12 protein-coding genes are annotated in these 13906 nt (G+C 38.1%); 5 read left to right on the forward strand and 7 right to left on the reverse strand.

The genetic code is table 11. The features are described 5' to 3' along the window. Positions 1-68: 68 nt before the first annotated feature. Both B3E00_RS14650 and B3E00_RS14655 read right to left on the reverse strand, forming a co-directional pair. On the reverse strand, positions 69-488 hold the full coding sequence (locus B3E00_RS14650) for an SH3 domain-containing protein (RefSeq protein WP_209575965.1): 420 nt from the start codon (positions 486-488) through the stop codon (positions 69-71). 11 nt (positions 489-499) lie between these two features. Continuing rightward, positions 500-1006 carry a BON domain-containing protein gene (locus B3E00_RS14655; protein ID WP_293939029.1) on the reverse strand — a complete coding sequence of 169 codons (507 nt, stop codon included), beginning with the start codon at positions 1004-1006 and terminating at the stop codon, positions 500-502. Between the two features lie 233 nt (positions 1007-1239). Here B3E00_RS14655 and B3E00_RS14660 point away from each other — a divergent pair, with 233 nt between their 5' ends. Further along, on the forward strand, positions 1240-2343 hold the full coding sequence (locus tag B3E00_RS14660; RefSeq protein WP_293939031.1) for a DUF695 domain-containing protein: 1104 nt from the start codon (positions 1240-1242) through the stop codon (positions 2341-2343). Here B3E00_RS14660 and B3E00_RS14665 read toward each other — a convergent pair. Next, positions 2325-3836 (reverse strand): hypothetical protein, encoded by a 1512-nt coding sequence (locus tag B3E00_RS14665; protein WP_293939032.1) that lies wholly within the window; start codon positions 3834-3836, stop codon positions 2325-2327. The genes B3E00_RS14660 and B3E00_RS14665 overlap by 19 nt on opposite strands. Before the next feature lie 142 nt (positions 3837-3978). On the opposite strand from B3E00_RS14665, the gene yiaA reads away from it, so the two are divergent. Then, positions 3979-4446: an inner membrane protein YiaA gene (yiaA, locus tag B3E00_RS14670; RefSeq protein WP_293881796.1), complete on the forward strand. Its 468-nt coding sequence runs from the start codon at positions 3979-3981 to the stop codon at positions 4444-4446. Between the two features lie 84 nt (positions 4447-4530). Here yiaA and B3E00_RS14675 read toward each other — a convergent pair whose 3' ends face one another. Together B3E00_RS14675 and B3E00_RS14680 are read right to left on the reverse strand one after the other, a co-directional pair. Further along, the gene (locus tag B3E00_RS14675; protein WP_293939034.1) at positions 4531-6276 is read right to left on the reverse strand and encodes an ATP-binding protein; all 1746 of its coding nucleotides are present in this window, start codon (positions 6274-6276) and stop codon (positions 4531-4533) included. Further along, on the reverse strand, positions 6273-7610 hold the full coding sequence (locus B3E00_RS14680) for a sigma-54-dependent transcriptional regulator (RefSeq protein WP_293939035.1): 1338 nt from the start codon (positions 7608-7610) through the stop codon (positions 6273-6275). Before B3E00_RS14680 ends, B3E00_RS14675 begins: the two co-directional genes overlap by 4 nt. 230 nt (positions 7611-7840) lie before the next feature. Between B3E00_RS14680 and B3E00_RS14685 the strand changes: the two genes are divergently transcribed. The 3 genes from B3E00_RS14685 (at position 7841) to B3E00_RS14695 (ending at position 12096) form a co-directional block, all read left to right on the forward strand. Then, the gene (locus B3E00_RS14685) at positions 7841-9436 is read left to right on the forward strand and encodes an ABC-F family ATP-binding cassette domain-containing protein (protein ID WP_293939037.1); all 1596 of its coding nucleotides are present in this window, start codon (positions 7841-7843) and stop codon (positions 9434-9436) included. A gap of 286 nt (positions 9437-9722) precedes the next feature. Continuing rightward, positions 9723-11459 (forward strand): GMC oxidoreductase, encoded by a 1737-nt coding sequence (locus tag B3E00_RS14690; RefSeq protein ID WP_293939039.1) that lies wholly within the window; start codon positions 9723-9725, stop codon positions 11457-11459. A 4-nt stretch (positions 11460-11463) separates the two neighbouring features. Next, positions 11464-12096 carry a gluconate 2-dehydrogenase subunit 3 family protein gene (locus tag B3E00_RS14695; protein WP_293881787.1) on the forward strand — a complete coding sequence of 211 codons (633 nt, stop codon included), beginning with the start codon at positions 11464-11466 and terminating at the stop codon, positions 12094-12096. Positions 12097-12150: 54 nt separating this feature from the next. Here the strand turns inward: B3E00_RS14695 and B3E00_RS14700 are convergent, their stop codons facing one another. Beyond that, the gene (locus B3E00_RS14700; protein WP_293881785.1) at positions 12151-13050 is read right to left on the reverse strand and encodes an OmpA family protein; all 900 of its coding nucleotides are present in this window, start codon (positions 13048-13050) and stop codon (positions 12151-12153) included. 100 nt (positions 13051-13150) lie between these two features. Next, complete coding sequence (locus B3E00_RS14705; RefSeq protein ID WP_293881783.1) at positions 13151-13675, reverse strand: hypothetical protein; 525 nt, start codon at positions 13673-13675, stop codon at positions 13151-13153. Positions 13676-13906: the final 231 nt, after the last annotated feature.

The following is a 13906-nucleotide window of genomic DNA, read 5'->3' on the forward strand; positions in this document are numbered from 1 at the left end:
TTTTGAGACAGCCTCTTTTTTCAAGGTCTAAGAGGGTTTGCCCCCTATGGTCCTACAACTTCCAACCACTAAACAGACTCTAAATACTGTGCATAACAATATCCCTCTTCGTTATCTTTCGTTCTGACTAGCCACCATTGGTCATTCGCTTTACTAATCAAAGTGATAATTTCTCCTTTGGCGGCTTTGCCTACAATAGGCTGATCTGTACCGGGACCTTTTCTGACATTCAAGTTGCTATTTTCTGTAATGACTTTAACCTGACTTCCCGGCACTTCTGTAGCCACATCCACATTGAGGACCACATCTCCCGTTTGGAAATTTGGATCTATATTGCCGTAGATTTCCCACAGCTTATTTTTTATAGCTGCAGTAGGTGCAGTACCCCGAATCTGCAATACACCATCCATTTCGGCATAATTCAGATCATTTACACCTGAAGATTGAGCCGTATCTAAAAGAACTTTATATTTTTCTTGCAATGACATAGTTTCTTATTTTATTTTTTTACAACAATACCGCTTAGATCCACTTTTTTAGGATTCAAATTATCCAGTCCCTGTTTTAAGGTTATTATCTTTGGTTGTTCCAATGTACCTGTAACAGAGATCACACCATCTTTTACACTAGCCTGCACGGAAGGAAAATCTTTCATAAACGTAATCACCGCCGCACCAAGTACCGCATCATTATTGGATACCTCAATTGGCGCCGGTGTTGATGAGACTGGAGCGCTAACGATAATATCATTTTGAATAGATTTAATGTCTTTATCACCTGCTGTTTTAGCTATAGACTCCACCTGTTGCTTTTCATCTTCCGAACCAACTGTACCACTTAGGATAACTTTTCCTTTTTCAACTTCAACGTCTATCGTTTTACGACCAGTAAGGGCATTTTCGATCTTTTCTTCTAATTTATCGTCAGATAAACCCGATTTACAAGCAGAAAAGGAAAGTGCGAACGTAGTTGCCAATAGACAAAATGTTAATTTGCTAAATTTCATAAGACCAATTTTAATTTATAATTCCAACAATACCCTAACAAATTCCTATAACAATTGTTTGTTCAATTATTTTAAACTTGAATTCACTTGCCGGACCGTAATTATATAATTAAATTTAGGAACAGCGGTATTCTTGATTCTTCATTCAAATCATTTTTCTCCGCTGGGCTATGAAATAATAAATGAAAAAACAAATACGTAAAGTTGATAATTCAATCGAATAGCTATTAAATATGAGATTTTTGAATAATATTTTTGGTAAAAAAGAAAGTGAAAACGACGCCGTACAAGATTTTTGGGAGTGGTTTAAAAAAAACGAACAGACATTTTTTGAAATCGTAAAGAGTGGAGAACAAATTGATCAGCATTTTTTCAGCAAGCTTTTACCAAAGATCGATTCGCTTCGCAAGGAACTGTATTTCTTAACTGGGATGTACGATAGTGATACAGTAGAACTTGTCATCACTCCTGATGGAGTCATCAAAAATATTGCTTTCGTAGAACTTCTGATCGCTTCTGCTCCATCACTGCCTCACTGGAAATTTACAGCATTAAAACCTGCTATCGCGGATATGGAAAAATTCAAAATTAAAATGTACGGATTTTCCTTTGACATTAATGAAATGTATTTTTATCCTGTTCAGCATAAATACTTCCCTGATGAAGTCGATATCGTTATTGTCCATCCCGATTATACGGAAGAGAACAAGGCTAGTATCATCCATGGAATAGAGATATTTCTCGACAATTACATGGGTGAATTGAATTCTATCATAGCCATTGATAACTTGAATGTGACTTCAAAAGATCTCGCAACCGAAGAGTTGATTCCACTGCTCAAGCTAAAAGACTATTTGATCTGGAGAGAAAAGGAATTTGTGGAAAAATACACTGATCTAAGACATCATTCCACAGATGACATCTATACAGCTTTTGAAGGTATATTAGAAAACGACCTACCTATATTAGCTATTATCAATACAACGCTATTAGACTGGGATGGAAAAGCATCTCACCCTTGGATCGTTACGCTAAAAATTAGCTATGATGGAACGACAACTCAAGGAATGCCAAATCGCGAAACTTATGATTTAATGGATAATTTTGAAGAGGAACTAATGAACAGCCTTCCAGATGATATTGGCGTTCTTAATATTGGCCGAGAAACGGCTGATAACCTAAGGGAAATTTATCTGGCCTGTACAGAATTCCGAAAAATCACCATGACCATTGATCAGTTAATCGAACAGTACGAGGAAAAACTCCAAATCGATTATGGCATCTATAAAGATAAATATTGGAAATCCTTCGAGCGATTTTATACACAAATAGAGTAAGATTCTTTGATCAAATCCAACAAAACCTGATAAGGGCTTCCAGAAGTAACAAGAGCCTTTAACCAAGCAGCAAACCCCATAACGAATAAATCCTTATTTTCTTTTTGATTCACCATAGCATCAACAGCTGCACGATACGATTTTGTGTGAATAATGGTAGGGTTTAAAAGATATTTTTCAATCAATTTAGCAAAATCAATCACTCTGTTTTCATTGACAGTCATCAAGTATTTTTTATACCGGCGAACAAAGCTTTTTAGTTTCGAAGTTGCCAAATCGATATGATCAAATTGAATGTGGATCAGTATTTCGAGCAGCCTCTTCCGAATAGTCCATAACATCCCCATTTTCTTCTCGTACCAGGCATCCGTCCGAGTCAATTTTTGAAGTTCAACTAAAGCAGTTTTATCGCGGAATTGGGTTAAAAACATGACCAAACATAATTGTAGATCCGCCAGATCAACCTCACTTGATTTTGCTATTGATTGGTTGATCCCTTTCTTTAACAGCGCAAGACCTTCTGCGCCATCGCCAAGGTAATGAAAGTTCAATGCCTTCAACAATTGGCACCGTAGCTGAAACTGCGTTCGAAAAGCAGGGCTTCCCTGCGACAAAACTACATCCATCCGTTTCAAATACATCAAACTTTCCTTAAAAAAACCATTCCGCAAATTGAAATTTGCCAGATAATACAAAATATGCAGATAGTAAAATAACTGAAGGAATGCCTGCTCCGGATGCTTAAACAGAAAATTATCTGCCGTTTTTAAGAAAGAACGAACCAGCGCATAGTTTTGATGTATTGCAGCATACTCATTTGCGATATACAAGAGTTGATAAAGTGATTTAAATGACAAGAGATCATCCAAGGAAATACGGTATTTACTCAACGTATCTGAAATCAACTTATTGAGATCAACTATTTTTGCCCTCAAATGAATATTCTGCAATTCAGCGCGCAACAAAGCATAAGCAATCTGAAATTTCGCTTCTTGCTGCAATTTTTGTTGATTTTCGACAAGCCTTCCGACAAGCAGTTCCACATGAACAGTTGCGTCTAAATGAGCATATTGTAGCCTAGTTTGTAAGATTTCGTTCAACAAACTAAACTGTTCAAGATGAAGCGCTTTGTCTTCTGCTCGCTGAAGACATTTAAACCCAATCTTAGTAAACTGGCCTTCCAATAGGAAACGGCCAACAACAAACAATTTCAGTGCTTCATGCGCCTCGCTATTGTCTCGCTCAAAAACCTTGTTGGAAAGAAAAAACAACAGACTCTCATGAAGCCTTTTTCTCAAGGCATGGTAAGCATTCCGATTTTTAGTAGGATCATACAATTTTTTTAATTTATTTATATCGTCAGTTTCTATAATTTCTAGCAATCTGACATTTTTTACATCATTTCGCTTGTTTTTACGTTTCAGAAAAGCTTTAAAACTCTTCTTATCATCATTATCAAGCAATAATAGTAAGTCTGATATTGGATCTATCATCGTTTAAAAATTCGCATTAAATAAATATATGAAACAAAATTATATCGTCAGTATTCTTATAAAGATAAGTTTAAAACTAATTGAATACTATAGATATTTGGATAAGAAAACAACAACATTTTAAAACTAAAAAAAGAAAATTATGGAACCGCTAAAAAACATGATTGACGAAAAAAAAACTCAAAGAGATTTAAACAAAAGAAATCCATTTAAACCAACAGGGGCATTTATCGGTGCGTCATGGACTGCATTATTGGTTGGAACTGTTGGCTATTGCGTAGGCTTATGGAATGCAACAATGGCATTGAATGAAAAAGGATATTATTTCACGATTTTACTGTTTGCCCTGTTTGCGGTTATCTCTGTTCAAAAAAGTGTCAGAGATAAAGCCGAAGGGCTCGCCGTTACCGAATTGTACTATGGTTTAAGCTGGTTTGCAACAATTGTAGCCGTTGTTCTGTTGACTGTAGGCCTATGGAATGCAGAACTGCTTTTGAGTGAGAAAGGATTTTACGCAATGTCCTTTTCATTGAGTATATTCTCAGCAATCGCAGTACAAAAGAATACGCGCGACGCAAAACTTATTGATGACAATGAAATAAAACTTTAGCGGGTGCCTATCTTGCGGCCTCTGCAATGCAAGCCGCTAGATCTTTCAATGCGCTTTTGGAAGGAAAAAGATAGGTTGATGGTTTTAGGCCGATGGCCTAGGCGGAGCAATCGGAAGATAAACAAAAAATGTACTTCCACTTCCCAAAACACTTTGTACATCAATTTCTCCACCCATGCTTTCGATAAATTCTTTGCTTATGCTCAATCCTAAACCTGTTCCTTCTTTTGTACTTCCTGGAACACGGAAGTAGCGATCAAAAATTTTCATTAAATATTGCGCTGGAATTCCTTGCCCATGATCCTCAACCCGTAAAAGTACCCTTGCTCCCATTCTTTTGGCAGCAATGGCGATCACTCCCCCCACATCGGAATATCGAATTGCATTGGACAATAAATTCGTTAATACCCATGCGGCTTTTTCCCTATCGATAAGGACCATCGGCAAATTCCTTTCCAATTCTACGTCTATCCGGATTTGCTTTTGCTCAAACATCGACCGATTGGCTAGTAATGCGTAGTCTACAATCGATTCGATAGCTGCTTCGGTCAGTCTCATCTGAATCGCACCACTCTCCACCTGTGCAATATCCAAAAGTTCCCCCGTAATCTTGAGAAGCCGCGCTGTATCATCGGCAATGCCTTCGAGCAAATCTTGTTGTTCTTGATTTAAATCTCCGATCCTTTTATTTTCTAATAATTGGATTCCCATGCGTATTGAAGCGATAGGTGTTTTCAATTCATGGGAGACCGTTCCAATAAAATTCGTTTTCGCTACATCACGCTCCTTGAAACGGGTTACATCCTTCAGCAAAATAAATTGTCCGATAAATTGAGCCCCCTCCTCTCCTGTTGGAACAATATTAATATCAATGACCTCTAAATCAAAATAGTTTTGTTTTCCTGCAACACACACCTGAAACATCCCTAGATGACCAGACTCTTGATGCAAAGAGTTAATTTTGTTGAGAAGGTTTTTAATCAAATCATTAACTGATGCAATTTCTTCCAAATTTTCCCCCTCAAGTTCAACAAGTTTTAACCCCGAAATTAAACAAGCGGGCGTATTCGCAAAAAGCACTGTTTTTTCTTGATCGATCCCTATGACAGCATCATGCATATTATCGATAAGAGCTTCGATTCTCTTTTTATGCTGTAAAATCTTACCCAAATTACTGTCTGTATACTCCTCAAGTTTTTGAGCCATTGTATTAAATGATTTTGACACCGCTCCAAGTTCGTCCCGTCGCTTAAAATGGAGTCTCATTTTGTAGTTCCCAGCAGCAATCTGTTTAATACTATCGGCTAATTGTACCATTGGGCCTGCAATGGCGATGGGGAGATTGATCAACAATACAAACGCAATCATAAAACAGATTGCGCCAACAATGGAGATCGCCAATATAGCTTTCTCTGCTGTTGCATTGGCGACATCATTTTTGTGTTCGATCGCCTGCATATTCAGATACATTAAATGGAATATATCTTTCCGTAAGTCAGCCAATACGCTCACATTTTTCGTATCCTCTTTTAAGTTCAAAAAGTGACGATTTACACGTTCATTTACCTCCTGTTCCCCGCGCTCGGTTATATTACGATTTTGGAGCCTTAAGTTATATTCAAATAGCTGAACACTCTTGTTGCTGGTACGAAAATCTTCCAACGCCAACAGCATATTCCTGGAGTAATGCACCGTGTTATAGTTGTCGACTAAAATGTTATTTGTATCTTTTTTTAACCGATAAACATAATACCCACTCACTATCGCAAGCAGCAAAATCATGAAAAATAAAAAACCTACCCAAAAAGTCAGCTTAGCTTTAAGTTTCATTGGATTTTATATTCTTCAATTTTTCGGTACAAGGTAGCTATACCAATTTCTAACAATCGAGCAGCTTCCGCTTTATTTCCATTTGTATGTTTCAAAACCCGCGCTATATGCCGCTTCTCCATATCGGACATTGAAAAGTTTGATAAAATACCTGCACCTTCTCTAAAATCACGTTGCACGAAGGGAAGACTCTGAACATCCAGTACGCCCCCCTCATTTAAAATCACACTGCGTTCAATCACATTTTTCAGTTCGCGGATATTTCCCCGCCATACATTACTTTCCAATGCCTGCACAAATGCTGTGGTCATCTCCAAAGGTTTCAAGTTGGATTTTAAAGCAAAGATATCAACATAATATTTTGCCAGGGGCGCAATATCCTGAACACGCTCACGCAGTGGTGGTAATTCAACGGTAAAAACAGACAACCTGTAAAATAGATCACTTCTAAAATGTTCAGAAGCAATTTCCTCGTGGAGATTTCTGTTAGTCGCAGCTATAATTCGTACATCTACGTAAGTTGGTTTAGAGTCGCCGATTTTTAAAAATTCGCCGGTTTCCAGAACACGGAGAATCTTGGCCTGAAGTTCCAACGCCATCTCACCCACTTCATCCAGAAAAATAGTACCGAGGTGCGCTTCTTCAAACAGGCCACGTTGATCTTTATTTGCCCCCGTAAAAGCGCCAGATTTATGACCAAACAACTCATTTTCAAGCAAATCCTTTGTAAATGCCGCACAGTTGATAGCGACAAAACTACGTTCTCTTCTAGCGCTCGCCTGATGGATAGCCTGTGCAAAAACCTCCTTACCAGTGCCCGTTTCACCAGTGAGTAAGACCGTTGTATTTGTAATAGCAACTTTTTGTGCTAATCCAATAGCGGTCTTTATAGCAGTGGAATTTCCAATAATCTTATCGAATGAAAGCTTATCTCCTAATCTTTTTTCCAACTGCTGCACTCTTCTAGCCAACGCAACCTTTTCACAGGCTTTATAAAGAAGTGGTATAATACGATTATTATCATCTCCTTTCGTAATGTAATCGAAAGCACCATTTTTTATTGCCTGCACGCTGTCCGGGATATTTCCATATGCCGTCAATAGGATAATCTCTACAATGGGATACCGCTCTTTAATTAATTTAGCGGTTTCAACGCCACTACCATCAGGTAGTTTGACATCACAAAGCACCACATCCACATCACTGGCTTCAAGCTTTTTTAATCCGGATTTAATATCAGCAGCCTCAATGACATCAAAACCTTCCAGGCTAATAATTTTGGCTAGCAATTTCCGAAGCTTATCTTCGTCATCTATAAGAAGAATTTTATTCACAAGTGTCGTTTTTTCAAAATTACAATTTGTCTGAAGCAATTAGTAGAAAAATAAACAATTTGACTATTTATCGAAAATTTTTACGACATCAAAATATAAACGCTATCTTTGTACTTCCTCAATAGTATCAAAAACTATATGTAAGATTAAAATTCTTTAGAACGAAATAAATACCATCCATTGACAATATCCTTGCAATTGGTCTTTTCTAACATTTAAAGAATTTCAACATGCTTTCCTTACAACAACTTTCTTATATACATCCGAATAAAGATTTATTGTTTGAGAACATAAGTCTGTACATAAACGCGCAAGAGAAAATAGCATTGATTGGCCACAATGGCGTGGGCAAATCAACTTTATTGCGACTGATTGCCAAAGAACTCTTTCCAAGCAGCGGGAGCATACAGTCCGTCGCCAATTCCTACTATGTCACCCAAGTCGTTGGACAATTTGAGAAAAAGACAGTTGCTGAAGCACTTAAAATTGACAAAAAATTAGCTGCACTTGATGCCATATTAGCGGGCGACGCCTCTGAAGAAAATTTCAATACACTTCAGGATGATTGGAATTTGGAAGAGCGTTGCCAAGAGGCCTTCTCGCTATGGAATCTGCCTAACATCCAACTGACACAAAAAATGTCTTCACTTAGTGGCGGACAACAAACAAAAGTCTTGTTGGCCGGAATCCAGGTTCATCAAACCGAACTCATTCTCCTAGACGAACCAAGCAACCACTTGGATATGGATAGCAAAAAAAATCTATACAATTGGATCCAATCAACTAACAGCACACTGATCGTTGTAAGCCATGACAGAACGCTGCTTAATCTATTGGACGATATGGCCGAAATGACACCCAATGGCATTAAGCGATACGGAGGTAATTACTCCTTTTACAAGGCTCAAAAAGAAGGTGAGCGTCATGCTTTGCAACAAGATATCCATCACAAGGAAAAAGCGATAAAAATTGCGAAGGAGAAAGAAAGGGAAACAATCGAACGTCAAAATAGATTAAATAACCGGGGACAAAAAAAGCAGGAAAAAGCTGGTGTGGCGCGTATAATGATGAATACGCTACGAAATAATGCTGAAAAGAGCACCGCAAAAATAAAGAGTGTACATCAGTACAAAATCGGAGGTATCAGATCCGATCTGCACGAGCTCCGGGGCTCGCAATCGGCATTGGATGAAATTAAAATAGATTTAGGAAACAGTACTTTTCCCACAGGAAAGAGTATGGTAAAAGCAGAAAACATCAATTTCAGCTATGGATCGCAGCAGCTGTGGAAAGATAATATAAGCTTTCAATTATTCAGTGGAGATCGCATCGCACTACAGGGCCAGAATGGGTCTGGTAAAACGACATTGGTTAAACTCTTTCTCAATCAATTAGTGCCTGAACAGGGAAAAATTGAACAACAATCGTTTGAATCGATCTACTTAGACCAGACATATTCCATCCTATCTCCGCATTTGAGCATCTATGAACAAGCTCAGCAATATAATACTCAAGCATTGCCCGAACATGAAATTAAAATCAGACTCAATCGCTTTCTATTTGGAAGGGATGAGTGGGATAAAAAATGTCAACAATTGAGCGGCGGTGAAAAAATGCGGCTGATATTATGTAGTCTAACTATTAAACAACAATCGCCCGATTTGATTATACTTGATGAACCAACAAATAATTTAGATATTCAAAATATCCTTATTCTGACAAAAGCAATTCAGCTTTATAAGGGAACATTGCTTGTTATTTCGCATGATGAAGTATTTCTAGAAGAAATTTATGTAAACAAAGTCGTCCAGCTAGCCAACCTATAAATGGCAGCTGCTTCTATTTTGCTCCAATGCACTAAGCTTCGCTTATGCTACTAACCATTGTAAAATTTAAAGAAACAACGCGTTTTTTGTAACAATCCCATATTCTTTGTTTAAAATCTGCTAAATCGATAAATTAAATTAAAAAAAACAAATTTTTATCAATATATTCACAATGATTTTAAACATGAAATAATAACCATTAAATTAATTGAACCTTTCATTTACAGAATTAAGCTTCATGGCAGACGTATCGCATAGGCCCCTCAATTAATTACTTCATTTAATTATGTCAGATTATCAAATTAAAGAAAATCCCGAATTGTTTGACGCCATCGTAGTTGGTTCCGGCGCAGGTGGTGGCATGGCAGGTTATATACTTGCGCATGCGGGACTTAAAGTATTGATGCTGGAAGCAGGTCCTTTTTATGATCCAGCAAAAGATTCATTGCAACTACGCTGGCCTTGGGAATCTCCAAGAAGGGGCGCAGGTACTACTAGACCTTTCGGGGATTTTGATGCGGCCTTCGGCGGCTGGCAAATCGACGGTGAACCCTACAGCAAAGTAGCGGGAACAGAATTTGAATGGTTTAGAGCCCGCATGCTTGGCGGAAGAACGAATCACTGGGGTCGAATTTCATTACGCATGGGCCCTGACGATTTTAAGCCCAAAGATGGAGTTACTGAAGAATGGCCTATTACCTATGAGGAGGTTAAGCCGTTTTACGACCGTGTAGACCGCATGATCGGTATATATGGAACGGTAGAGGGTATTCATAACGAACCAGATGGAATTTTTATGAAACCACCCAAACCACGTTTAAACGAATTGTACATTGCAAAAGGCGCTAAAAAAGCAGGGGTTCCAGTGATTCCTGGGAGAGGCGCTGTACTGACAGAAGTGTCGAAAGACATTAAGGATCGTGGAACCTGTTTCTATTGCGGTCAATGCGGTCGTGCATGTAAGGTCTACGGGGACTTTTCTTCATCTTCTTGTCTCGTTATTCCAGCAATGAAAACCGGTAATTTAAAAGTAATTGACAATGCGATGGTACGAGAAGTCATTACAAATGATGAAGGGATTGCCGTTGGTGTTTCTTATGTAAATACCAAGGATTTACAGGAATATACTGTTAAGGGTAAAACCGTTATTTTGGGTGCGAGTGCCTGTGAAAGTGCGCGAATTATGCTAAATTCCAAATCAAAATCGCATCCTGGTGGTGTTGGTAATAGCAGCGGTTTAGTTGGAAAATATCTCCACGATTCTACAGGAGCCAGCTTATCGGGATTTTTGCCACAGTTACTTGACCGGAAGCGCTATAACGAGGATGGTGTAGGCAGTGTGCATATCTATTCCCCCTGGTGGGAAGATAATGCTAAGTTAAACTTTCCTAGAGGCTATCACATCGAATATGGAGGCGGTTTACATATGCCTTCTTACGGATTTTTGAACTGGGTACCGAAAGTAAACGATATCGCCAAAAATTCAGATGGAAACGGAAAAGCCAAAGGTGGTTATGGCACAGCTCTAAAAGAAGATTTCCGCACCTATTATGGTGCAAATGTCGGTATGGCCGGAAGGGGAACGGCATTGGCAAGAAAAGACAATTACTGTGAGATAGATCCAGATAAAGTCGACAAATTTGGCATTCCGGTGCTACGCTTCAACTATAAATGGGCAAATGAAGAAATAGCACAAGCGAAACACATGCAAGAGACATTTCAATCGATTATGCATGAAATGGGCGCTGTGATCACATCAAAAATCCCAGGAGCCGACACCTTATATGGACTGGAAGCTCCAGGAAAAATTATTCATGAAGGTGGAACCACAAGAATGGGTAACGACCCTAAGACTTCTGTTTTGAACAAATGGGGGCAGGCGCACGATTGTAAAAATCTCTATGTGGTTGATGCTGGGCCATTTGTACAACAAGGGGACAAAAATCTGACCTGGACAATACTCGCTTTATCGATGCGAACAGCAGAATATATACTTCAAGAAAAGAAAAAATTAAACGGTTAAACGCATGAATAGAAGAGAATCTTTACGAGCGTTAGGATTAATTGCAGCTGGATCTGGTCTTTTAACCACAGCTTGCAATTCAAAAGATGCTAAAAATGCTGCGGCAGACAATAGTAAAAAATTACCTGGAGTACAGGATTTTGAATACGAACGCACAGAACAACTATACGCTGAAAAGTTCTTTGATGAACATGAAATGGCGACAATAACTGTATTGGCTGATATTATTATACCCAAAGACAGTAAGTCTGGCAGTGCATCGGAAGCTGGTGTACCCGATTTTATCGAGTTTATTGTCAAAGATTTGCCCGACAATAAAATCCCCATGCGCGGTGGACTTCGTTGGCTAGACCTCCAATCCAAAAAGCGCTATGGTACAGTTTTCATCAAATGCAGTGAAAAGGATCAGCTTGCGTTAGTAGACGATATTGCCTATCCCGAGTTGGCAAAACCAGAGATGAAACAAGGTGCTGCATTTTTCTCCTTGATGCGTAATCTTACTTCTTCGGGATTTTACACGAGCGAAATGGGTATAAAAGATATTGGCTATGCCGGAAATAAACCTGGCGTCTGGAATGGTGTACCAGATGATGTATTGAAAGAGCACGGTTTTGACCCGACTAAATTCTTTGGATAGAATAAAAAAATCCTTTCCGTTCGGAAAGGATTTTTTTATTCTATCTAATCCAAATTATTGCGCTGATGGAACTTCTGTAGCTTCTGGAGCTTTATCAATTAATTCCATAAATTGATCCAATTTTGGGGTTATAATAATTTGTGTTCTTCTATTCCGTTGCTTACCGAGCGCTGTGGAATTGTCCGCTATAGGGTTATATTCTCCCCTACCGCCCGCAGTTAAGCGTTTTGGATCCACACCATATTTATTCTGTAAAGCCTGTACCACAGAAGAAGCTCTTAGGGTACTTAAATCCCAGTTATTACGAATATTAGGTTTTGAAATCGGGTCGGTATCGGTATTACCTTCAATCAATACTTCATAATCTCTATAGTCCTGAATGATCTTTGCAATTTTACTCAATGTCTGATCTGCTCTATCGTTAATTTCATAACTGCCGGATTTGTAAAGCATATTATCGGCAAGTGAAATATAAACCACCCCTTTCAAGACCTGTACATCAACTTCCTGCAACTCTTCACGGCTAAGCGATCTAGTTAAATTGTTTGATAATACTAGATTTAAAGAGTCGGATTTATTCTTCGTTTCTACCAGATGTTTGATGTATTTGTTTGAAGCGTTAATTTCGTCAACCAACTTGGAAATATTAATATTTCCCTGTGAATTCTGATTAATACTATTATCTAACGACTTCTGCAAAGCAACATAGGCAGATCGCAGATCAGCATTATTTTGTTTTTCGGTGGCTAGCTGATCCTCTAAACTCTTAATTCTCGTGCGACCTTCCGCTATTTGAAGCTGCCCGTCTTGATATTGCTTGTTTAACTGACTATGCTCTGTTTGTAATTTATTGTAGTCCGACTGTAAGCCAGCATATTGTTTTTTGCTGACGCCACATCCGATAACAAACAAACTGGCCGTCAATACTGACATTGGAAAAACTAAATTCTTCATGATATACTCTTTTTGTAGATGTTGAATTAATTCATATAGCAAGATACACAATATTCTAGCCAAAACACCTTAGGCGTTTCAAATTAACAACCTTTAACGTCTATTGAGCTAACTCTTTTAATTCGGTTGAACTAAATATCTGTGCACCTTTGAGGTAAGGATTCGCGCCTTTTAAATAGTTATAAATAATAGATTTGGCTTCCTCATTCGGTAATTTGTACAGATTTTTAACAAGGAAGTTTTTATCTTCAAGAATATTATTGTTATAACCCAAAAAAGAAGGTGCATGTACCTGTACACTCCACCGTATAAACCGCGCTTCAATATGATTGGGATTTTCTTTTATCACTTCTTCCAAATAATTTTTACCCGCTTTAAACTGTCCAACTTTTTTAAATGGATTACCGATATGTTTAGCTAAAAGGATCTGATAAGCTGCCAAGTATACTTTCTCAGTAGGTGATTTGGCTCCCTCAATTAGCACCTTTAAATTATGTTCACATAGATCCTCATCCTTTACAGCTCCCGCATATTCCCTTCGAATTTTATCTATATTCACCTGTTGGCCAAGTCCAGCCTTTGATAGGCAAAATAGCACAATGATCATTACTATTCGTGTTATCATAATTATAAATTAGGTCATCTAAACCATTTCATTTTCCCGCTTAAATTACTAAAAAAATCGAATCCAACTATTAATTTTAAATTATCATCGCACCAAACAAAGGTTTCCATAACATTCTATCGCCACAGCTAGCAAAAAAAGAAAAAACATTCATTAAGGTATATTTTAAAAGCGATTTGGCTTCAATTCACATCCCCAATAGTTAATCTACGAATAATCAGCCTATCTCAT

This window comes from Sphingobacterium sp. UBA5996, assembly GCF_002429765.1.
Classification (GTDB): Bacteria; Bacteroidota; Bacteroidia; order Sphingobacteriales; family Sphingobacteriaceae; genus Sphingobacterium.